Source organism: Actinomadura rayongensis (assembly GCF_009831215.1).
GTDB classification, from domain to species: domain Bacteria; phylum Actinomycetota; class Actinomycetes; order Streptosporangiales; family Streptosporangiaceae; genus Spirillospora; species Spirillospora rayongensis.
The window spans coordinates 527,662-548,728 of sequence record NZ_WUTW01000002.1; the positions used below are offsets into that span (position 1 = coordinate 527,662).

Genomic DNA, 21,067 nt, shown 5'->3' on the forward strand with positions numbered 1-21,067 from the left:
GCTTGTTCCCTTTGGCCACGAAAATCCCGGTCCGGGCCCGTCCGGCCCGAGGGTCAGGCGGAGGGCTGTTCCTGGGTCTTTCGAGACGGCTCGGCGAGAGGTGACGCGTCCGGCCCCTGCGCGGTGCGGGTGTCGTACTTGAGGAACGCGGGGACCGCCAGGCCCGCGAGCACCACGAGGACGGCGCACGCGACGCCGCCGCCGACCCAGGACGCCGTGACGCCCGCGACCGCGGCCGTCGCCCCCGCGCGCAGGTCGCCGAGCCGGGGGCCGCCCGCCACGACGACGGTGAAGACGCCCTGGAGTCTGCCGCGCATCTCGTCCGGCGCGTAGGTCTGGAGGATCGTCTGCCGGAACACGGCCGAGATCAGGTCGGCGCCGCCGCCCACGGCGAGCAGCAGGACCGCGAGCCAGAGCGAGTGCGCGAGACCGGCCGCCGCCACCGCGAGCCCCCACACGACGATCGCGGCCACGAGCGCGGCGCCCTGCCGGCGGACCCGTCCGATCCAGCCGGACGACAGCCCGCCGACGATCGCGCCGATCGAGATCGCGGCGAACAGCCAGCCGACGGCGGCGTCCCCGCCGAACCGGGCGTCGGCGATCTCGGGGAACAGCGCGCGGGGCATCGCGACGCCCATCGCGATGATGTCCACGACGAACGACATCATCAGCACCGGCTGCGTCCCGAGGAAGCGCAGCCCGTCGATCACCGAGCGCAGCCCCGGCGCGGACTTCACCTCGCCGAGCGGCGGGATCGGCGGGAGCCGCAGCGCCCCGTAGAGCGCCAGCGTGAACAGGACGGCGTCGAGACCGTAGGCGGCGGAGAAGTTCCAGCGCGCGAGGATCACGCCGGCGAGCAGCGGCCCGGCGAACCCGCCGAGCTGGCTCGCCGTGAAGTTGAGGGTGTTCGCGGCCGGGACGAGCGGCCGGTCCATGATGCGCGGCACGATCGCCGACCGGGTGGGCGACGCGATCGCGAACCCGACCGACTGGACCGCGACGACGACCATGATGAACGCGACGCTGTCCAGCCCGGCCAGCGCCTGGAGCAGCAGCAGGAGCGTCGCGCACCACATCACGCACGACGAGCCGAACAACAGGCGGCGGCGGTCCACGGCGTCCGCGATGGCACCGCCCCACAGGCCGAAGATGATCAGCGGCACCAGGTTGACGAAGCCGAGCACCCCGACCCACAGCGAGGACTTCGTGAGGTCGTAGACCTGCACGGGCGCCGCAACGGCCGTGACCTGGAACCCGATGAACGACACCCCGTGCCCGAGCCACAACCGCCGGAACGGCCCATAGGCGAGCGGACGCGTATCAATCGCGAACCGCCGCAAGCCCGACCGCTCCGCCTCGGCGTCCCCGCCGTCCTTCGCTATCGCGCCCGATCCCACGTCCTGGCTCACAGCACCCGCGCCACCGCTCACGCCACCGCCGCCGTCGGCACTCGCGCCACCATCACTCGTGCCGAGATCCACGTCACCGTCCGAGCCGCCGCCCGCGCCACCGCGCGGCGCACCTTCCACACCGCCATCCGCGAGCGCGCCCAGCTCACCTTCCACAGCAGCGTCGGCCGCGCTTTCGCGCGCGTCGACGCCTATGCGGGACGCCTCGCCTGCGGCGGGAACCGCGCCCGCAGCGGGAGCTGTGCCTGAAGGGGAAGCCGCGTCCGCAGGGGAAACCGCGTCTGTCGAGGAGGCCGGGCCTGCAGCGGGAGCCGGGCCTGCGGGGGAAGTCGCGGTTGGGGAGGAGGTTGCCTCGGTGGAGGTCGCGGGGTCAGGGGTTGCCGGTTGTGGCGGGGTGGTGGGGGGTTCTGGCGGGTCCTGGTCAGGGGTCACGGGGAGAGTCTCTCTGCCTTCCAGCGGCCGGACGGGAGGGGGCGGCTGTAGCGGATGCGGTCGTGCAGGCGGTTGGGGCGGCCCTGCCAGAACTCGATCGTCGCGGGGACGACGCGGTAGCCGCCCCAGAAGGCGGGGAGCGGGACGGCGTCGGCGTCGTCGTCCAGATTGTCCGGTTCTGGCCACTGTGAGGCTACCTCGGTGTAGCGGCGTTCCAGTTCGTCGCGGCCGGAGATCACCGAGGACTGGTGCTCGCTGGCCCACGCGCCGAGGCGCGAGCCGTAGGGGCGCGTCCGGAAGTAGGCGGCGGACTCGGCCTCCGGCAGGCGCTCGACCGGGCCCGTCACGCGCACCTGCCGCGCCCGCGCGTGCCAGGGGAAGACCAGCGCCGCGCGCGGGTTCTCCGCCAGCTCGAGCCCCTTCGCGGACGTGAAGTTGGTGAAGAAGCGGAAGCCGGCCGGGCTGTAGCCCTTCAACAGGACGGTCCGGGCGTTCGGCGCGCCGTCCGCCGCGGCGGTGGCGAGCACCATCGCGTTCGGCTCGGACAGGCCCTCGGCGACGACGTCCTCGAACCAGGCGGTGAACAGTGCGAGTGGATCGGCGGGGACACCCTGCTCGGTCAACGGACCCCTTTCGTAGGATGCGCGGAGCCGTGCGGGGTCGTGTGCCGGCTGGTCGGCTGGGCGGTTCACAGCGCTCCACCCTCTCACCTGGGTCTTGGCGGTTTCACCAGGACCGGGGTACTGGACGGTAGGGCGGACAGGGTTCAATGGCACGGCTACCGCCTTATCACTCAGGGAGACGAAAGGCAGGGACGACATGTCCGACTTCAAACCTGGTCTCGAGGGGGTCGTGGCCTTCGAGACCGAGATCGCCGAACCGGACAAGGAGGGCGGCGCCCTCCGCTACCGGGGCGTGGACATCGAGGAACTCGTCGGCCGCGTCTCCTTCGGCGACGCCTGGGGCCTCCTGGTGGACGACAGCTTCGACCCGGGCCTGGCCCCGGCGGAGCCGCACATCCTGCCGGTCACGTCCGGTGACGTGCGGGTGGACGTCCAGGCCGCGCTGCCGACCCTCGCGACGGCGTACGGCATGCGTCCCCTGCTGGACATCGACGACGACGAGGCGCGCGCCGACCTGGCCCGCACGTCCGTCACCGCGCTGTCCTTCGTGGCGCAGTCGGCGCGCGGCGTCGGGGTGCCGATGGTGCCGCAGAGCCGCGTGGACGAAGGCCGCACCATCACCGAGCGCTTCATGATCCGCTGGCGCGGTGAGCCGGACCCCAAGCACGTCCGGGCCATCGACGCGTACTGGGTCTCGGCGGCCGAGCACGGGCTGAACGCGTCGACGTTCACCGCCCGCGTCATCGCGTCCACCGGCGCGGACGTCGCGGCGAGCATCTCCGGCGCGATCGGCGCGATGTCGGGACCGCTGCACGGCGGCGCGCCCGCCCGCGTCCTCCCGATGATCGAGAAGGTGGAGCAGATCGGGGACGCCCGCAAGGTCGTCACCGACATCCTCGACGGCGGCGAGCGCCTGATGGGCTTCGGGCACCGCGTCTACCGCGCCGAGGACCCGCGCGCCCGCGTGCTGCGCCGCACCGCCCGCGAGCTGGACGCCCCCCGGTACGAGGCAGCGAAGGCGCTGGAGGACGCGGCGCTGGCCGTGCTCCGCGAGCGCCGTCCCGACCGCGCCATCGAGACGAACGTCGAGTTCTGGGCGGCCGTCATCCTCGACTTCGCGCAGGTCCCGACCGCGATGATGCCCGCGATGTTCACCTGCGGGCGGACGGCGGGCTGGGCCGCGCACATCCTGGAGCAGAAGCGCACGGGCCGCCTCGTCCGCCCGAGCGCGCGCTACACCGGCCCCGGCAGCCGTCCGATCGAGGACGTCGCGGGCGCCGCCGAAGCCCTGAAGCGCAACGCCGGCTGACCCCCGCAACCCCCCGACGAGGCCCCCGGTAACCCGGGGGCCTTGCCATTTCCCGATCCCACCGAACCCCCCGCCACCTCACCGCCGACCCAACGCCCCAACGCCCCAACGCCCCAACGCCCCAACGCCAAGCCCACACGCCAACTCGTCCCCGACCGGAAACCCGGACAGCGGCACGACGCGAGCAAGGCGCCGCGGACGCCCGCAGGCGTCGGTAGGCGTCGCGAACGCCCGCGGACGTCGGCGGGCGTCGGGCGTCGGGCGTCGGGCGTCGGCAGACATCAGCAGGCGTCGGTGGGCGTCGCGGACGCGGGCGGACGCGGGCGGACGCGGGCGGACGCGGGCGGACGCGGGCGGACGTCGGCGGACGTCGGCGGACGCGGGCGACAGCAGGCGTCGGCAGGCGTGGGCAGGCGTGGGCGAACGTGAGCGGACGCAGGCGGACTTCCGCAGGCGCCGGCAGGCATCGCGAAAGTCGGCGGACGTCGGCGAGCGAGGGGGGCGCGGGCGGATCTCAGCGGACCTCAGCGGACGTGGGCGGGCGTCGGCGGAGGGGACGGGCGCGGCGGACAGGGGGCGGACTCCGGCGGACGTGACCGGACCCAGGCGGACGCGGGCGGACGTGGGCGGACGTGGGCGGACGTCGGTGGCATCGCGGGCGTGGGCGGGCGGGCCTCGGCGGACCTCGGCGGGCGTCAGCGGACGCGGGCAGGCGCGGGCGGACGTGGGCGGGCATCGCGGGCGTGGGCGGGCGGCGGTGGCTTGGTGGCTGCGGCGGGCGGAGCCTTGGTGTTGTGGTGCGGCGGCCCAGCCGTGTGGGGCGGGTGGGGTCTCGGCTGTGGTGGGGCGCGTCACGTGGAGGGTTTTGTGGTGCGGGGTGGGCAGAGGGTCGGGTGGGCGTCGTTTCGGCGGCCGGCTAGGAGGTCGCCGCACATGGCCACCAGGGTCAGGCGGCCTCCGTCTTCCAGGCGGGTCAGCAGGACGGGTTTGTCTTCTACCTCGTGGCCTCCGTCGCGGGAGCCGAAGGTCAGGGGGCCGGTGGCGCCTTGCGGGCGGGCGCCGGGGCCGGGCTGGGTCAGTTCGGAGAGGACGGCGGCCGAGGACGGCAGTGTGCGGCCGTGTTCGCCGTAGACGCGTTCGGCGGCGTTGACGACGGCCAGGACGGCGTCGAAGCCCAGAGCCGCGTGCGAGAGCGACGGGCGTTCGTTGGCGGGGGCGTGCGGGCCGACCAGGCGGTCCACGACGGTGTCGAACGAGCTGAAGAAGGTGTGCACGCCGTAGCCGGGGCCCACCCACGGCGGCGTCCACTCCTCGCGGGCGGCGTGCGGGGTGACGTAGAGGCGGACGGACTGGTTGCGGCCGAGGTCGGCGGCGTTGTCGCTGACGTAGATGATCACGTCGTCGTCGGCGAGGACGATCCGGCGCCCGCCGCAGCCGGTGTTGGCGATCCGGTCGAGGAACAGGCGGAACTCCTGGGACCGGCCCGCGTAGTAGAAGAGGTCGGCGTCGTTCTTGCACGCCTCGATGACCGCGCCGGGGAGCTGGCTCGGGTCGGAGTAGGGCCGCTGGGTGACGGTGCCGTGGAAGGCGCGGGCGAAGTCGGCGGCGAGGTTGCGGGTGTAGAGGTCGTCGGGGCGGGAGTCGTAGAACACGTCGGCGCGCTTGGCGCGGGTCCCCGGGCCGTTGCCGACGCTGAGCCGTCCGCTGTTGGCCCAGTACGCGGCGACCTCGGCCTCGCGGCGGTTCGGGGGCGCGAGGCGGAAGTAGTACGGCGAGAAGCGGCCGTCCTGCTCGCCCATCCCGTCGAAGGTGCTCGCCGTGCCGATCATGGGCAGCGCGGACCGGCCGAGGACGTCGATCGCGTCGTTGGTCTGCCGCATGCTCTGCGCGAACCCGACGACCGCGACGACGTGCCGGTCGCGGGCGGCCAGGTCGCGGATGCGGGCGGCGACGTCCGCGCCGTACCGGAACCGTGATCCGGCGTTGGCGAGCAGGATGCGGAGCTGCGGCAGGCCGCCGTTGGCGTTGCGCTCCTGCTGGGCCATCGACAGCCCGATCAGCTCGCCGTGCGTGTCGGCCATGAGCTGGGCCTGCGGGTTGGTGTCGGCCGGGTCGACGGTCATCGCGCCGAGGTAGACGACCGTCACGTACGGCTTGCCCGAGCCGACGACCGCCTCGTTCTGCCGCCGGATGCGCCCCTCGACCGCCGCGAGCCGGCCGGCGAACACCTTGGACCCGTCGGTGATCCCGACGCACTCGCCGTTCCCGGCCCGCCACACGTCGAACGGGACGCAGTACCGGACGGCCTCGAACGAGATCACCGCGACCGACGCCGCCACGATCACGCCCATCGCCAGCCACGGCAGCGCCGGATGCGCGACGCGGGGCCGCCGCCGGCCCCGGAAGACCGGCAGCGTGGACGCGCCGTCGCCGCGCCGCAGGTCCACCCGGATCGTCCGGCGGGTGCCCTGGACGGACGCGCGCCGCCGCTCGTTCTCGTACCCGTGCCAGAACGGCTGCCCGTCGGGCGTCTCGCGCAGGTCGCCGAGGTCGACCGCGCCGGTGTCGCCGAGCGGGATCCGGACGGCGTCGGCGATCCGCGCGGCCTCCTCCTCGGACGTGACCGCGACGACCAGCACCAGCGGGTCGAACCGCAGCTCGGCGCGGCGGATCTCCTCGACGCGCTCGACGAACCGCCGCGCGGGCTCCCCGGCGCCCGCGGCGAACGGGCCGAGCACCACGACGGGATAGCGGACGCGCGCCCACGCGGCCCGGCGCAGCGGCCGGCGCCGGTACGCCTGCCGCAGGTCCTGGAGGAAGGCGGCGACGAGGAGGCGTTCGACGGTCTCGTCCGGTCCGGCGCGCGGCTCGTCCCGGTAGATGAGGTCGAGCGCGAAGCCGAGGAAGTCGTCGGACCTGTTGCCCCGGAGATAGGTCTGCTTCTCCGAGGTGAACCAGTGATAGCGGCGGCGTCCGGCGCGGTCGCGGGTGCGGGCGGCGACCTGCCCGGCGATCGCCGACAGGCCGAGCGCCCCGACGAGCAGCGCCGCGGCGAGGTCCACCACGCTCGCGATCGTCGTGGACGCCAGCGCGACCAGCGCGACCCCGATCGGCGCGACCTGCTCCAGGTGCCCGAGCGCGGACGCGAGCCGTCCCTGCTGGCCGGGCCGCTCGCCGGGCACGACGATCTGGCGGCGGCGCAGCAGCCCGCGCCGCAGGATCCGGCGGCGGTGCGCCTCCTCCTCGGCGGCGGCCAGCTCCCCGGCGACCCGCCACGCCTGCCGCTGCGCGCTGGACGCCGCGTTGCCGCCGCGTCCGGCGCCGTCCTGGAGCAGCCGCATCCCGCGGACCTCCAGCAGCCACAGCGCCATGCTGAGCAGCGGGAACCGCAGCGCGGGCTCGCCCCGGCGGGTGCCCGACGACAGCTGCCGGACGAGATGGCGCAGCACGAGCGGCAGGTCCCGCGCGCCGTCCTCGCCCGCCAGGTGCCCGACCGGGCCGCCGTCCACGCGGCAGCGCTCGACGAGCTGGTGGGTGACGAGATGGTCGTCCTCGTCGGTGCCGCGCAGGACGAGCAGGGGCCGCAGCCGGTCCCCGGTCCGCGCGCGCGGCCGTTCGCGCAGCCGCTCGAACAGGCTTTCCAGCCCTTCCAGCCGGTCCCGCCACGGCTCGGCGCCGCTCATGCTCATGGCTCGTCCTCCCCGGCCCGCCGAGGTGATCAGATCAGGCGTTCCCGGGCACCCAACCGCATTTGCCATCATGGAACCGTGACCGATGCCACGGAAGAACCTCTCGAAGGGGACATCGGCCCCGCCGCGCAGGCCACGGAGACCCCGCCGACGGCCGTCCGGGACGAGCTGCGCGCCCACGAGGCCGAGCGGGAGCGGCGCCGCCGCCGCACCAACGCGCGGGCGGGGCTCGCCGCGCGCTGCCTCGCCGCGTTGCTGCTGGTCTTCCTCGCGCAGGACTCGGTGCGGACCGCGATCGAGGCCCACGCCAAGGGCGACCCGTGGCTCTACCCGCCCGCGGTGATCGCCGCGCTGTGCGTCGGCGGCCTGGCCGTCCTCGCCCTCCCCTTCCTGCGCCGGCGCTCCAGGCCGGGGGGAGCAGAGTGATCTAGGACGCAGCTCAAGTACCCTCCTGTGCGTGACCGACAGCGCGAATCCAGCCATTGCCATCCCCGACGCCATCAAGCCCGCCGACGGCCGGTTCGGCTGCGGGCCGTCCAAGGTGCGTCCCGAGCAGCTCGCCGCGCTCGCCGACAGCGGGTCCACGTACATGGGCACGTCGCACCGGCAGAAGCCCGTCAAGTCCCTGGTGGGACGGGTGCGCGCGGGCCTCGCTGAGCTGTTCTCGGTGCCGGACGGCTACGAGGTCCTGCTGAGCAACGGCGGCACGACGGCGTTCTGGGACGCCGCCGCGTTCGGCCTCGTGCGGGACCGTTCCCAGCACCTGACGTTCGGCGAGTTCTCCAGCAAGTTCGCCAAGGTCACCAAGGGCGCGCCGTGGCTGGCGGACCCGTCGGTGATCTCCGCCGACCCCGGCGACCACCCCGAGGCCGCCGCCGAGGCGGGCGTGGACGTGTACGCGTTCACCCACAACGAGACGTCCACGGGCGTCGCGATGCCGATCCGCCGTCCGGCGGGCACCTCCGCCGACGAGGCGCTGGTCCTGGTGGACGCGACGTCCGGCGCGGGCGGCCTGCCCGTGGACGTCAGCGAGACCGACGTCTACTACTTCGCCCCCCAGAAGTGCTTCGCGGCCGACGGCGGCCTGTGGGTCGCGCTGGCGTCCCCGGCGGCGCTGGCGCGGATCGCGGAGATCACCGCGTCCGACCGGTACGTCCCGGAGTTCTTCAACCTGTCGACCGTGGTGGACAACTCCGCCAAGGACCAGACGTACAACACCCCGGCCGTCGCCACGCTGCTGCTGCTCGCCGAGCAGATCGAGTGGATGAACGCCAACGGCGGCCTGTCCTGGACGACGGGCCGCACGGCCGACTCGTCCCAGCGGCTGTACACGTGGGCGGAGAAGTCGCAGTTCGCGACGCCGTTCGTCGCCGACCCGGCCAAGCGCTCCCAGGTCGTCGGGACGATCGACTTCGCCGACACCGTGGACGCCGCCGCCGTCGCGAAGGTCCTGCGCGCCAACGGGATCGTGGACACCGAGCCGTACCGCAAGCTCGGCCGCAACCAGCTCCGCGTCGGCATGTTCCCGGCGATCGACCCGGCGGACGTCGAGGCGCTCACCGCGTCCATCGACTACGTGGTCGAGCGGCTCTGACGCCGCGCCGGTCCCCGTCCGTACGGGACGGGGACCGGTTCGGGGCGCGCGCGTGGCCGAATAAGCTCGTTTCCGTGAACCGCGCGCCCCAATGGTTGCTCCCCGCCGTCCTGACCGCGCTCGTGCTGGCCGTGGTCGTCGGTGCGCTGCTGAAGTGACCGCCGGGGCGAGGGGAGCGCTGCGCCGGGCGGGGGCCGGGGCCGTGGCGGCGGGGCTGCTGGTGCCGGTCGCGGCGACCGGCGCGGCGGCGGACGACGTGAAGTCCACCGTCGTGTTCCGCGTCACCGATCCGCGCATCACCGAGGCCAGCGGGCTGGCGGTCAGCGCGCGGCATCCCGGCGTGCTCTACACGCACAACGACTCGGGCGGGCAGCCGGTGATCTACGCGCTCGGCCCGGACGGCCGGACGCGCGCCACGCTGCGCCTGGCCGGGGCCACCGCCCGCGACTGGGAGGCGATGGCGACCGGACGGGACGAGCGGGGCCGTCCCTGCGTCTTCGTGGCCGACATCGGCGACAATCTGGGCGGCGCCTGGCCGTACGTGACCGTCTACCGGATCCCCGAGCCGGCCGAGCTGCGGTCGCAGACCGTCCGGGCGACGGCGTTCCGGTTCAAGTACGAGGACGGCCCGCGCAACGCCGAGACGATGATGATCGACCCGCGCACGAACCGGCTCTACATCGCGAGCAAGCTGTTCGGCGCGTCCCTGTACGCCGCGCCCCCGAAACTGCGCACGCGCGGGTTCAACACGCTGCGCAAGGTCGGCGGCGCCCCCGCCATCGCGACGGACGGGGCGTTCGCGCCGGACGGCCGCAGCTTCGTCATCCGGACGTACTTCGGCGCCCGGCTCTACACGATGAAACCCGACGGAAAGCCGGGCAAATCGCTCGGCTCGCTGGCCCTGCCCGCGCAGAAGCAGGGCGAGTCGATCACCTACACGCGGGACGGGACGGCGGTGCTCGTCGGCTCGGAGGGCTCGGACCAGCCGGTCTACCGGGTCCCGCTGGACCCGGAGCTGCGCCCGGCGGCGCCGTCCCCGAGCACATCGCCCAGAAAGGACACCAAGGCCGAGGACGGCCGGCTCGACGCGTCCGGACGGCGGGTCGCGCTGGCCCTGATCCTCGGGATCGCCGCGCTCGTCGGCTATGGACTGGTGCGCAGGAAATCCTGACGCGCGGCGGGACACATGTGAGGATGCGGACTGTGGAGCATGAGCTTGCGGGCCTGCGCGGGCCGGGTGGACGGTGGCGGCCGGTCGCGGCGGGGCCGTTCACGCTGCTCGCGGTGGTGCTCGCGCTGCCGCCGATCCGCCCGGTGTGGCTGTGGGCCGGGCTGATCACCGTCGTCGCGGCGGTCCCGTGGGCGCTCGGGGCCGTCCCGGACGCGCGTCCGCGCCGGCACCGGCCGTACTGGCGGCTGTCGGCGGACGGCCTGGAGCGCGTCGGTCCCGGCGGGTTGAGCCTGGTCCGGTACGAGCGGTCCCGGATCGAGGGCCTGGCGATCACGACGGGCGACGACGTCCTGACGGTCTTCCACAAGTTCGGCCGGACGGCGGCCGGTCCGCTGGCGACGCTCGGGATGGAGCCGATCGCGCTGTTCGTCGCGGCGCGGCGGCTCGGCATCCCGGTCCATGTGCTGGACGGCGACTCCGCCGACCTCCTCGACCCGGCCGCCGACGAGAGTCCTCGCTTTCCGACGGGTGACACCGTCCTCACCGGGCTCGGCCCGCTGCCCCGCGACCAGGCCGCCGAGCAGCGGCTGCTGGACCAGGAGGCGCGGCTGCTGGCGGCGGCGCACGAGCCCGCGACCGTCCCCGATCCCGAGCGCGGCGCGCGGCCGGTGCGGCTGGCCTCGCCCGCGCCCCGGCCGAGCCGCCGCCGGATCGTCGTGCTCGGCGTGCTGGCGGCGCTGATCGGCGTGGCGATGGTCGCGCGGGTCGCGGTGGACGGCGCGGACGCGATCGGCGACCGGATCGCGGCGGGCTGCTGGGCGCTGATGGCGAGCGCGGCGGGGCTGCTGGCGCGGCGGCGGCTGCTGACGGCCGGCCGGGTCGAGTGGACGATCTCGGCCGAGGGCCTGGCGGTGCGGTCCCGTCCGGCCGAGTCCCGGCGGCGCGGCGCGGGCCGGATCACGATCGCCGCGTCCCGCGTCGCGGCGGTGATCGTCGGGCCGGGGCTGCGACCGGACCCGCTGACCGGGGCGCCGCGCGCGACCGAGCTGTCGGTGCTGGTGTTCGACCACGGCCTGGACCTGATCGCGCGGCTGCCCGCGCACGGCATGGACGCCTTCCAGCTCGCGCACGCCCTCGACGAGCACGGCTACACGGTGATCACGCCGGGCGCGCCGCCGCCCCGCCTCCCCCACTACGGCGTGGACGGCCTGCCCGACATCTTCGCGCGCGTCCCCGGCGGGCGGCTCGTCGTCGCCGACGGCGGGCTCGGCTGGGCGGACGCGGCGGGCGACGTCGTGCTGCGGATGCCCGAGGACCGCATCGGCGGCGTCGAGCTGCTGACGATCAGCGGCCACGCGTGGGTGCGCCTCTACGACACCGACGGCGACGAGTTCTTCGCCGCCCCCCTGTCAGCCCTGCGGATCTCCCGGACGGACCTGCGCGAGAAGGCGCGGGAGGCGGGCCTGCCCGTCACCGACGCCGAGTACGACGCGTACATGAGCGCGGCGTTCCACGCGGCGGTGTCGGCGCTGTCGGTGCCCGAGCCGGAGCCCGCGCCGCGTCCCGAGCCCGCGCCGGGCGTCCTGCTGGACGCGACGCGCCGCTCCCGGATCCTCGCCGCCGCGCTCAGCGTGCTGCTGTGCGAGGTCGTCGCGGTGCTCGGCGCGCTGTGGATCGGCCCCGACCTCGGCGGGTTCGCCCGGACGGCGGGCTGGTCCGTCCCGGCCGGGCTCGTCGCCGCGCTCGCCGGCTCGTGGCTGTACGACCGCAACCGGGCGCAGCTCAAGGTGTCGGTGGACGGCGTCGCGGTCGTCACGCGGCGCGGCCGGGTCGAGTGGGACCTCGCCCGCGAGCGCGTCGGCGGCGTCGGCATCGACGAGTCCGGCGACCGGATGCCCCGCCTCGTCGTCTGGGGACCGTCCGGCCGCGTCCTCCGCCAGGTGACGTTCCCCCCGGACCTGCGCGAACTGCGCCGCGCGTGCGAACGCTACGGCCTACCGTGGGGCCCGCCGGACGAAGCCCGCCCCGTCCCACCCCCGCCGGAACTGTAAGCACCCTTGAGAGCCCCGCCCTCCCGGGCTGGGCGGACGCCCCGCGCATCCTGAGCGGCGCCCGTCGAGAGTCCCGACCTCCCGGGCTGGGCGGACGTCCCGCAGCGTGAGCGGTGCCCGTTGAGTGGCCCGGGCCGCCGGGCTGGGCGGACGCCCCGCGCAGGGTGAGGGGTGCTTGTTGAGGGTCTCGGGGTGTGGCCTAGGCCGTTCCGCACAGGCGGAAGGTCGCCAGGGGTTCGTACTCGGGGTGGGGGCGGTCGGGGGCGGGTAGGTGGCTGTGGATGAGGTGGAATTCTTCGGCCGTCCACGGTTTGGTCGCGAAGGTGGCCAGGGGTTCCAGGAGTGGGCGGACGTCCACTGGGCCTCGGCTGCGGGCGAGTGTGAGGTGCGGGCGGTAGGCGCGGTGTTGGTCGCGGTGGTGGTCGGGGGCGGCGCCCGCGTGGTGGCCAGCGGCGGCGGTCGCGGCGGCCAGTCCGGCGAGGGCGCGGCGGTCGCCGTACAGGCCCGCCCACAGGACGCGGGCGTACTGGCCGCCTAGGGGGAACGCGCCGCCTCCGGCCAGTGTCAGGCGCATGCAGGGGTGGCGTTCGGCTGCCCGCTCCAGTTTGGGGATGAGGACGTCCAGTGCGCTCGGGTCCAGGTCGCCGAAGAAGGCGAGGGTGACGTGGAGCAGGTCGCGGTCGATCCAGCGCAGCTCAGGTGACGTGCTTTCGCCGGGCGGGCGGGCCCGACCGGGCCCGGAGGCCTTCGCATCTGTGGGCTCGGCCGGTGTTCCGGCGCGCAGCGGCGCGGTGAAGCGCTCCACGGCGTCCAGCACGGCGGGCGGCGGAACGAGCGCCGCGAACAGTCTCATCCACGCTCCGGGTCCGGCACAGGCTCAGCCTCGCACCCGCCGTACCTGATGTCCACGGGGGACTTCCCGTCAAGCCGCCCGTCAGGCGGACGTCCGCAGGACGCGCCGGACGGCGGGCGCCAGGGACCCGCGCGGCGCCATGAACAGGCCGACGAGCAGGGCCGCGCCGAGCGCGATCCCGCCGCACGCGACGAGGGCCGAGCGGGGTCCGAGATGTTCGGCCATCCAGCCTACGGCGGGCGCGCCGAGCGGGTTGGTGCCGAGGAACACGAACATGTAGAGGCCCATGACGCGTCCGCGCATCGCGGGGTCGACGCCGAGCTGCATCCGCGCGTTCGCCGACGTCACGAACGTCATCAGCGCGATGCCGGTCGGGACGAGCACCACCAGGAACGCCCAGTAGGTCGGCATGAGGCCGGTCAGCGCCTCCAGCACGCCGAACAGCAGCGCGGCGCCGAGCAGCACGCGCTGCCGGGGCCGGGCGGTGCGGCGGGCGGCCAGCAGCGCGCCGGTGAGCGCCCCGACGGCCAGCATGGACGACGCGAGCCCGAACGACGACGCCCCGGTGTGGAAGACCTGCCGGGCGACCAGCGCGATCGTGACCTGGAAGTTCATGCCGAACGTGGCGACGAGTCCGACGAGCACGAGCGTCATCAACAGGTCGCGGCGGCCCTTGACGTAGCGCAGGCCCTCGATGAGCTGGCCCTTGGCGCGCGGGACGGTGTCGGCGATGTGCAGCTCGTCGGTCCGCATCCGGGCCAGCCCGACGAGGACGGCCGCGAACGACGCCGCGTTGACCAGGAACACCGGGCCGGTGCCGAACGCGGCGATGAGCACGCCCGCGACGGCCGGGCCGAGCAGCCGGGCGCCGTTGAAGCTGGCGCTGTTGAGCGCGATGGCGTTGGGGACGTCCTCCTTGCCGACCATCTCGACCACGAACGACTGCCGCACCGGGTTGTCCACCACGGTCGCGAGGCCGAGGCCGAACGCGAGCACGTAGACGTGCCAGACCTGCGCGGTGCCGGTGACTGCGAGCAGGCCGAGGACGAGCGCCAGCAGCCCCATCGCGATCTGCGTCATCATCAGCAGCCGGCGCTTGGGGTAGCGGTCGGCGAGGACGCCGCCCCACAGGCCGAACAGCAGCAGCGGAAGGAACTGCATCGCGGTCGTGATGCCGAGCGCCGTGCCGCCGCTCTTGCCGGCGAGTTCCAGGACGAGCCAGTCCTGCGCGACGCGCTGCATCCACGTGCCGGTGTTGGAGACGACCGTCCCGGTGGCGTACCGCCGGTAGTTCGGGATGCGCAGCGACCGGAACATCCCGCCCCGGGCGGGGCTCAGGCTCGGCTGATCTTGTCCAGGATCGGCGCCGCCCGGCGCAGGGTCTCCCGCTCGTCCGGGCTCAGCTCCGCCAGCCTCCGGCCCAGCCACGCCTCCTTGCGGCGGCGTTCCCGCGTCAGGTGCTCCCCGCCCGCCGGGGTCGCGCTGATCACGACCTGACGGCCGTCCGTCGGATGCGGCGCCCGTTTCACGAGCCCCTGCTCCTCCAGGAAGGCGATCACCCGCGTCATCGACGGCGGCTGGACCTTCTCGTGCTGGGCCAGCTCCCCCGGCGTCATCGAGCCGTGCCGCTCGATGGCCGCGAGCGCGGCGAACTGGGTGACCGAGAGGCGCTCGTCCTCCGTGCCCGGCTCGGCCAGGCGCAGGTGGCGCAGGCGCCGGGACAGCCGCGCGATCGAGATGCGCAGCTCCTCGGCCAGGGTGGGGACCGCCGGGCGGTCGCTGGTCGGTGGCGTCATGATCGTTAGCAGAAGTCATTGCCTTTGCTAACGGTATCTGGCGGGGACGTATTCCGCCATACCGTCACACGGCGTCCGACTTCTTCCCTCTCTTCCCGCTGGCCTTCCATCGTGCCAGGGAACGGGCCTCCCGACGGGGCCGTCACCCCCGCCGGTTAGCCTGGGCGATGTTGCACGCATGCAACCTGTCACGCAACGAGCTTTGCCTGGCAAGCGACGATGGCAGGCGCGAACGAGGGGCGGGCGATGAGCGAGCCGAGGGCGCGGCGGCCCGATCCGCCGCCGATGCCGACCGACGACGTCAAGATCGCGGCCGTCGGGACGGGCGCGTGGGCCGTCGCGCTGGTCGTCCTCGCCGTCGTCGGGCTGCCCGCGGACGACCGCTGGTGGCTCTGGGTGTGCGGGGTCGGCGTCGCGATCGGCCTGTTCGCGATGTGGTACATCCCCCGGCTGCAGTCCGCCCGCGTCCGGCAGACCGAACCGAAAGGCCGGTCCGCCGGGAGGTAGGTCGGGGTTGGCCGGTCGGGGAGACACAGTTGGTCGGGGTGGCGCTGACTAGCGGTCTTCGAGGTCCGCTTCGGCGAGCAGCGTGGGCAGGTCGTCCGGGTCGCGCAGGACGGCCGCGACGAGCAGCCGGTCCGGCCAGCGGCCGGTGAGCCACGCGAGCGCGCGGGCCAGCCCCTCGGGCCCGGACGCGTGGGGCTCGCCGTCGCCCGTCCACCACGGCACCGCGCGGCCGTCCACCACCAGCGGGTCGTGCGCGACGTAGAACGCGGGCGCGTCCGGCAGCACGGCGAGCGCCGCGTCCGGGACGGGCCGCCGCTCCCCGGCCGACGCGATCTCCCCGGCGACCTCGTCCCCGGCGAGCGGCAGGTCGAGCGCGTCGGCCAGCGCCGCCGCGTCGCCCGGCGCCGGGATCAGCAGCGGCTGGCCGGTGAGCAGCGGGAGCAGGTCCGGACGGTCCAGGACGAGCGCGTCCCCCGCGTCCACCACCTCGACCGCGCCGTCCACGATCGCGCGGACGCGCTCGGGCGGGTCCACCTCCAGGCCGGGGACGCGCGCCAGTTCGGTCCACAGCGCGCCGAGCACCGTCCGGTCCACCGGACGGGACGGGTCCGCGAGCCGGTCCAGCAGTTCGGCGGCGCCGCCCGGTTCGTCCAGCAGCGCGGCGAGCGACGTCCGGACGCCGAGCGCGCGCAGCAGCTCGGGGTCGAGCCCGGACGGCGCGGGGTCGTACAGCCCGGCGAGCAGCGGATCGGCGCCGGGCGCGCGGAACCCGCCCGGACGGCGGCCGTCCAGCACCGGATGCCGCCGCAACCACCACGCCGTGTACGACGGCACCTCGACCCGGCGCCCGTCGTGGACGACCCGCAGCGGCTCGGTGATCGCCGCGCGCCACGGAGGAGCGGCGAGCAGGCGCAGCGCGGCGTCCCAGTCGGCCACGAGTTCGAGATCCCGGACGGCCAGGAACTCCGGCACCAGCGGCGGCATCCCCGGCCCGAGCAGGTCGAGCACGTCGTCCGCCCAGTCCTCCTCGCCGTCCAGGTCGAAGGAGGCGTCGGCAAGCTCCACGTCCTCGGCCCGGACGAGCGCGAACCCCGCCAGCACCCCGCACGCGGCCAGCACGTCCGCGCCGAACCGGGACAGCAGCTCGTCCGCGACGATCCCGAACGGCGCGTCGTCCGCCATGATCGCCTGCAGCGGGCTGTCGGGGAACAGCAGCTCACCGGCCGGATAGAGGTCGCCGTCGGCGCCGTCCAGCGCGAGGTCGGCGAGCCAGTCCTCCTCGCCCGGATCCAGCCGCGCGGCGGCGACGAGCCCGAGCACCGCCTCGGCGACCGCGCCCGGATCGTCGGCGTCGAACGACTCGGCGACGGCCCGCCGCACGGGCGCGCTCGTCAGCACCTCGCGCGGCCCCGCCTCCACCGCGCCGAGCCGCAGCAGCAGCGGATGCGCGGCGGCGGGGTCGACGAACCGCAGGTCCAGGACGTCCGCGCCGGGCGGCGCCGCGCCGGTCGCGACGAGCAGCCCCCGAGGCCCGCGCACCAGGCGCCCGGAAGCAAGCGGCACCGGCAGCGCCCCGAGCGCGTCGGCGGGCACCCCGGCCAGCGCCTCGTACAGCCCGTGCCACCAGGAGGGTTCGCGGTCGAGCGCGGCGAGCGCGTCCACGACGTCGGCGATCTCGGCGCGGTGGACGCCGAGCGCGGTCAGCGCGCGGTGCCGGGCGGGCCAGGACGACGGCAGCAGGTTCGGCACGACGTCCCCGCCGAGCAGGTCCAGCAGCGGGCCGGGGCCGTCGATCACGGTGGTGTCGCGTCCGCGCAGGCCGCCGGGCAGCAGCGGGACGTCCGGCAGCCGTTCCCGCACCGCGTGCCGGATCGCCGCGTCCACCTCGCCGGACGCGACCGGCCCCGGCACGAGGTCCAGCACGGCCGGGTCCCCGGCCAGCTCGCGCAGCAGGTCCACGTAGGCGTCGGCGGCGCGCTCGGCGAGGAAGCGGGCGAGCGGGCCGGGCGCGACGCGGCGCCGGTCCGGATTGAGGGGGAACGTCCCGATGAGCAGCGCGGGCAGGCCGACCGGCTCGTCGCTCGGCGTCGGCGCGTGCAGGACGGACGCGGTCCCTTCGGGCAGCACGCCGTCCACCGGCAGCGCCCACCGCACCGACCACGTGGCCCGCGACCGCTCCTCCACCGGACGGTCCGCGAGCAGTTCGGGGGGAATCGTCCCGTGCGCCGCGACGGTCCGCCACGCGGACGGGTCCAGCACGACCGTCCGCAGCGACCCGTCCACGTCGATCTCGACGGCGTCCAACGCGGGCAGGGCCAGAAGCAGCGCGGGCCCGACGGCGGCGAGCTGCCGCGCCACGGCGTCGTGAGCGGCCTCGTCGCGCAGCGGCAGCCGGACCTCGGTCGCGAACCCGTCCGGAACGCCGTCCGCCGAAAGAGGGAAGGGCAGCCGCAGCACCGGCACCTGGCCGTCGCGGCGCTCCAGCTCGCCGGCCAGCGCCGGGATCGCGGCGACGAGCGCCCGCGACTCCGCCGCCGACCAGCGCACACCGCCGTCCGCCGACACGATGGACGGCCGGTCGCTCACCGCGGCGACGGCCGCGAACCCCACGCCGAACCGTCCGACCGAGTCCTGCCCGCGTTTGGCCGACGCGCGCAAGGTGGACAGCGCCTCGACCCCGGCGGCGTCCAGCGGCGCGCCGGTGTTGGCGGCCGTCAGCGCGCCGTCGCGCAGGACGAGCCGGAGCCGTCCCGGCACCCCGGCGCGCGCCGCCGCGTCGGCCGCGTTCTGCGCCAGCTCCACCACGACGCGGTCGCGGTAGCCGCCGAGGGCGTGGTCCTCCTCGGTGTTGGCGTCCTCGCGGAACCGCGCCGGGGACTCCGTCCAGGCGCGCAGGACCCGGGCGCGGAGCCCGGCGGTGCCGAACGGGTCGTCGTCGGCCACGGCGCGGTCAGTCGCCGGTGTCGCCGGGCGCCACGATCTCGTAGCCCAGCTCGTCGATGACCGGCGGGCCGTGCTCGGACGCCAGCGGCACCGACACCGCCTCGGAGTGCGCGCCGCAGCCGTGGTCTGCGGACACGACGCGGCCGTCGTCGGGCGCGTACTCGTTGGCGCACACGCCGAACATCTGCCGCAGCTCGCCCGCCATCAGCACGTAGAAGCCGCAGGTGGAGCATTGCGCGGGCGCGGCGGTGGCGATCGACGCGTGCGGCCCGGCCGGGCCCTCGTACCAGCGCGCGGCGGCCTCGTCGCGGCCCTCGCGCGACAGCACCCGGACGCGCCCGAGGCCCAGCTCGTACTGCTCCTGCCGGTCCAGCTCGTCGTCCACGGCGGCGAACCCCGGCGCGAGCCGGACGTCGTCGGGCGCGGTCGGCAGCAGGTCGCCGGGGCCGAGGTCGCCGGGGCGCAGCCGCTCCAGCCACGGCACCCACTCGGGCGCGAGCAGCGCGCCGTCGCCGGGCAGCAGGACGCACTCGTCCACCGTGACGACCTTGGACCGGGACGCCCGCGCGACCGTCACCGCCCAGTGCCAGCCTTGATAGGCCGGGTCCAGGCAGGCGAACGCGTGGGTCACCACCCGGTCGGCCTCGGCGCGCAGCCCCAGATGGTCGCCCACCTTCCCGGGCCGGGCCGTCTCCTCGGCGGCGGCGCGGGCGAGATCGACGGCCGCCGCGCAGGCCGGATCGACGGCGGGCGGACGGGTGCGGCGTGCGGAAGCGGAACTGGGCCGAGACAGTGGACTCACGCCTCAATTCTCACCCATCGAACGACGCGAACGGACACACCGCCCCGCCGCGCCGGGTTATGGTGCCAGGTCGTCGGCCACCGCGCGCAGGACCGTGGCGATCTTTTTGGCCTCGGCCGGGGCGGGGTGCTTGCCGCGCCGGTAGGTCTCGGAGATCCCGTCGAGCAGCTTGATGAGGTCCTCGGTGATCAGCACCATCTCGTCCGGCTTCTTGCGCCGCTGCTTGGCGATGGTCTTCTCCACCGACGGCAGCGTGTCGAGGACGCGCAGCGACAGCGCCTGCTGCCCGCGCCGGCCCTCCACGACGCCGAACTCCACCCGCTGGCCGGGCTTGAGCGTCGGGACGCCGCCCGGCAGCGCCGAGGAATGCACGAAGACCTCACCGCCGTCGTCACGGGTGAGGAAGCCGAACCCCTTGTCGGCGTCGTACCACTTCACCTTGCCAGTGGGCACGGGAGACCTCGTTCAGCTCTCGTCCTGGATCGGCCCTCAAGATTAGCGTCAGGCCACGCCCCGGCATAATGCCGCCGGGGACGGACAGAACGTACCCGCGAACCACCCGGAAAGCACCCGGATATCCCGTTAGTTGATCTTCACTGCGGGACGCGGAACCCGCCGAGCCAGGCCGGGAACGCGAGCAGGTCCGGGAGCACGACGTCCGCCCCGTACGCGGTCAGCTCGGCCGCGCCGAACGCCCCGGTCGCGACCGCGACGGCCGTGGCGGACGCGGCGCGCGCGGCGTCCACGTCCCCGGTGTGGTCGCCGACGTAGGCCAGCGCGCGGTGCTCGCGCAGCACGACGCCCTTGTCCGCGCCGAACAGGCCGCCGACGACGACGTCGGCGTCCAGCCCGAGGAACCGGACGGTCCGCTCGGTGTCGGCCTGGTTCTTGCCCGAGACGATCACGACGCGCCCGCCGGCGGCCCGGACGTGCGCCAGGGCGTCCCGCGCGCCGGGCATCAGGGCCGTGACGGGCACGGCGACGTCGGCGTACAGCGCGCGGTAGCGGGCGGCCATCGCGGCGATCCGCGCCGCCGGGAACCAGTAGGCCAGTTCCTCTTCGAGCGGCGGCCCGATGCGGCCGACGACGGCCTCGGTGTCGATCGCGACGCCCGTCTCGGCGGCCAGCGCGGCGTAGACGGCGGCGATGGCGGAGCGCGTGTCGGCGAGGGTCAGGTCGAGGTCGAACCCGACGCAGTATCCGTCCCGGCACACTTCGGCGACGTCAGTGGGCACTCCACCACTTTACGGTCGTGACAAACCCGTCGCCGCCCATTCCCGGCGGGGACGTCGCCGGGGTAGGTTCACCCGACCCGATCCGCCGGACAGAGCAGAATCCCGCGTCCCCTCGGTAGTGGCGATGCGACGGGATCCGAGTGAAGGAACGCGGGACTCCGCATCCACCCCCCTACCCGACCGCCCCTCCGAAAACCGTATGACCTGGAAAAACAACGTCACCGCCAAGGCCCGGAGCGGCAAAACGGCGTCCGATCCCCCGGAGGCGAGGCCCCGATGACCGAACGACCCGACACGACCCGCGCGGCCCACCGCAAGGCCGGGGTCTCGTTGCGCCGCAAGGCGGCCGGATATGTCGCGACGGCCGTGTCTCTCATCACAACGCTGGTCGTCGCGGTGCTGGCGATCCACATCGTGTTCGTGGCGTTCGAGGCCAACACCGGCAACCCCATCGTGGACTGGTTCGGTGACACCGCACGGACCCTCGCGTGGGAGTTCGTGGACGTCTTCCAGCCCGGCGACCCGAAAATGGACGTCGCGGTGAACTACGGCCTGGCCGCCCTCGTCTACCTCGTGGCGGGCCGGATCGCCGTCGCGCTGGTCCGTCGCGCCGCACCGTGACCCGGGCACCCATGCCTTAGTGTTCTTGCGGA

At 74.7% G+C, this 21,067-nt stretch carries 17 protein-coding genes; 7 read left to right on the forward strand and 10 right to left on the reverse strand.

Annotation, left to right across the window (positions count from 1 at the left end):
- Nucleotides 1-53 precede the first annotated feature (53 nt).
- Nucleotides 54-1,409: an MFS transporter gene (locus tag GQ466_RS11775; protein ID WP_337193428.1), complete on the reverse strand. Its 1,356-nt coding sequence runs from the start codon at nt 1,407-1,409 to the stop codon at nt 54-56.
- A 428-nt stretch (nt 1,410-1,837) separates the two neighbouring features.
- Entirely contained in the window at nt 1,838-2,533 is a 696-nt protein-coding gene (pdxH, locus tag GQ466_RS11780; protein WP_378186364.1) for a pyridoxamine 5'-phosphate oxidase, read from the reverse strand.
- 127 nt (nt 2,534-2,660) lie between these two features.
- Between pdxH and GQ466_RS11785 the strand changes: the two genes are divergently transcribed.
- Complete coding sequence (locus GQ466_RS11785; RefSeq protein WP_161102909.1) at nt 2,661-3,773, forward strand: citrate synthase 2; 1,113 nt, start codon at nt 2,661-2,663, stop codon at nt 3,771-3,773.
- 851 nt (nt 3,774-4,624) lie between these two features.
- Here GQ466_RS11785 and GQ466_RS11790 read toward each other — a convergent pair.
- Nucleotides 4,625-7,462, reverse strand: a complete 2,838-nt coding sequence (locus tag GQ466_RS11790; RefSeq protein ID WP_161102910.1) for a type 1 periplasmic-binding domain-containing protein — start codon at nt 7,460-7,462, stop codon at nt 4,625-4,627.
- Nucleotides 7,463-7,540: 78 nt separating this feature from the next.
- Here GQ466_RS11790 and GQ466_RS11795 point away from each other — a divergent pair, with 78 nt between their 5' ends.
- From GQ466_RS11795 to GQ466_RS11810, 4 genes are all read left to right on the forward strand, one after another.
- The gene (locus tag GQ466_RS11795; protein ID WP_161102911.1) at nt 7,541-7,888 is read left to right on the forward strand and encodes a hypothetical protein; all 348 of its coding nucleotides are present in this window, start codon (nt 7,541-7,543) and stop codon (nt 7,886-7,888) included.
- A 31-nt stretch (nt 7,889-7,919) separates the two neighbouring features.
- Entirely contained in the window at nt 7,920-9,056 is a 1,137-nt protein-coding gene (gene serC / locus GQ466_RS11800) for a phosphoserine transaminase (RefSeq protein ID WP_161102912.1), read from the forward strand.
- Nucleotides 9,057-9,210: 154 nt separating this feature from the next.
- Nucleotides 9,211-10,227 carry a hypothetical protein gene (locus GQ466_RS11805; protein ID WP_337193430.1) on the forward strand — a complete coding sequence of 339 codons (1,017 nt, stop codon included), beginning with the start codon at nt 9,211-9,213 and terminating at the stop codon, nt 10,225-10,227.
- 23 nt (nt 10,228-10,250) lie between these two features.
- Nucleotides 10,251-12,278, forward strand: coding sequence for a hypothetical protein (locus GQ466_RS11810; protein ID WP_202420393.1), 2,028 nt, complete (start codon nt 10,251-10,253; stop codon nt 12,276-12,278).
- A gap of 199 nt (nt 12,279-12,477) precedes the next feature.
- Here GQ466_RS11810 and thpR read toward each other — a convergent pair whose 3' ends face one another.
- The 3 genes from thpR to GQ466_RS11825 form a co-directional block, all read right to left on the reverse strand.
- A complete protein-coding gene (gene thpR, locus GQ466_RS11815; protein WP_161102914.1) occupies nt 12,478-13,131 on the reverse strand; it encodes an RNA 2',3'-cyclic phosphodiesterase in 654 nt (217 codons plus the stop codon).
- A gap of 81 nt (nt 13,132-13,212) precedes the next feature.
- The gene (locus GQ466_RS11820; protein WP_161102915.1) at nt 13,213-14,448 is read right to left on the reverse strand and encodes an MFS transporter; all 1,236 of its coding nucleotides are present in this window, start codon (nt 14,446-14,448) and stop codon (nt 13,213-13,215) included.
- 17 nt (nt 14,449-14,465) lie between these two features.
- Nucleotides 14,466-14,927 (reverse strand): MarR family winged helix-turn-helix transcriptional regulator, encoded by a 462-nt coding sequence (locus tag GQ466_RS11825; protein ID WP_161102916.1) that lies wholly within the window; start codon nt 14,925-14,927, stop codon nt 14,466-14,468.
- 246 nt (nt 14,928-15,173) lie between these two features.
- Here GQ466_RS11825 and GQ466_RS11830 point away from each other — a divergent pair, with 246 nt between their 5' ends.
- Nucleotides 15,174-15,434 carry a DUF2530 domain-containing protein gene (locus GQ466_RS11830; RefSeq protein ID WP_161102917.1) on the forward strand — a complete coding sequence of 87 codons (261 nt, stop codon included), beginning with the start codon at nt 15,174-15,176 and terminating at the stop codon, nt 15,432-15,434.
- 48 nt (nt 15,435-15,482) lie between these two features.
- Here the strand turns inward: GQ466_RS11830 and GQ466_RS11835 are convergent, their stop codons facing one another.
- The 4 genes from GQ466_RS11835 to GQ466_RS11850 form a co-directional block, all read right to left on the reverse strand.
- The gene (locus GQ466_RS11835) at nt 15,483-18,377 is read right to left on the reverse strand and encodes a sacsin N-terminal ATP-binding-like domain-containing protein (RefSeq protein ID WP_161102918.1); all 2,895 of its coding nucleotides are present in this window, start codon (nt 18,375-18,377) and stop codon (nt 15,483-15,485) included.
- Nucleotides 18,378-18,384: 7 nt separating this feature from the next.
- Nucleotides 18,385-19,179 carry a DUF3027 domain-containing protein gene (locus GQ466_RS11840; protein WP_337193431.1) on the reverse strand — a complete coding sequence of 265 codons (795 nt, stop codon included), beginning with the start codon at nt 19,177-19,179 and terminating at the stop codon, nt 18,385-18,387.
- 57 nt (nt 19,180-19,236) lie between these two features.
- Nucleotides 19,237-19,632: a cold shock domain-containing protein gene (locus GQ466_RS11845; RefSeq protein WP_161102919.1), complete on the reverse strand. Its 396-nt coding sequence runs from the start codon at nt 19,630-19,632 to the stop codon at nt 19,237-19,239.
- 140 nt (nt 19,633-19,772) lie between these two features.
- On the reverse strand, nt 19,773-20,414 hold the full coding sequence (locus GQ466_RS11850; protein WP_161102920.1) for a haloacid dehalogenase-like hydrolase: 642 nt from the start codon (nt 20,412-20,414) through the stop codon (nt 19,773-19,775).
- A gap of 276 nt (nt 20,415-20,690) precedes the next feature.
- Here GQ466_RS11850 and GQ466_RS11855 point away from each other — a divergent pair, with 276 nt between their 5' ends.
- Nucleotides 20,691-21,035, forward strand: coding sequence for a hypothetical protein (locus GQ466_RS11855; protein ID WP_202420394.1), 345 nt, complete (start codon nt 20,691-20,693; stop codon nt 21,033-21,035).
- Nucleotides 21,036-21,067: the final 32 nt, after the last annotated feature.

Bases quoted from the DNA above. Each gene is read 5' to 3' on its own strand.
- GQ466_RS11830 (WP_161102917.1), top strand. From the start codon at position 15,174: ATGAGCGAGCCGAGGGCGCGGCGGCCCGATCCGCCGCCGATGCCGACC.
- GQ466_RS11855 (WP_202420394.1), top strand. From the start codon at position 20,691: ATGACCGAACGACCCGACACGACCCGCGCGGCCCACCGCAAGGCCGGG.
- GQ466_RS11790 (WP_161102910.1), bottom strand. From the start codon at position 7,462: ATGAGCATGAGCGGCGCCGAGCCGTGGCGGGACCGGCTGGAAGGGCTG.
- GQ466_RS11810 (WP_202420393.1), top strand. From the start codon at position 10,251: ATGCGGACTGTGGAGCATGAGCTTGCGGGCCTGCGCGGGCCGGGTGGA.
- GQ466_RS11825 (WP_161102916.1), bottom strand. From the start codon at position 14,927: ATGACGCCACCGACCAGCGACCGCCCGGCGGTCCCCACCCTGGCCGAG.
- GQ466_RS11820 (WP_161102915.1), bottom strand. From the start codon at position 14,448: ATGTTCCGGTCGCTGCGCATCCCGAACTACCGGCGGTACGCCACCGGG.
- GQ466_RS11785 (WP_161102909.1), top strand. From the start codon at position 2,661: ATGTCCGACTTCAAACCTGGTCTCGAGGGGGTCGTGGCCTTCGAGACC.
- thpR (WP_161102914.1), bottom strand. From the start codon at position 13,131: ATGAGACTGTTCGCGGCGCTCGTTCCGCCGCCCGCCGTGCTGGACGCC.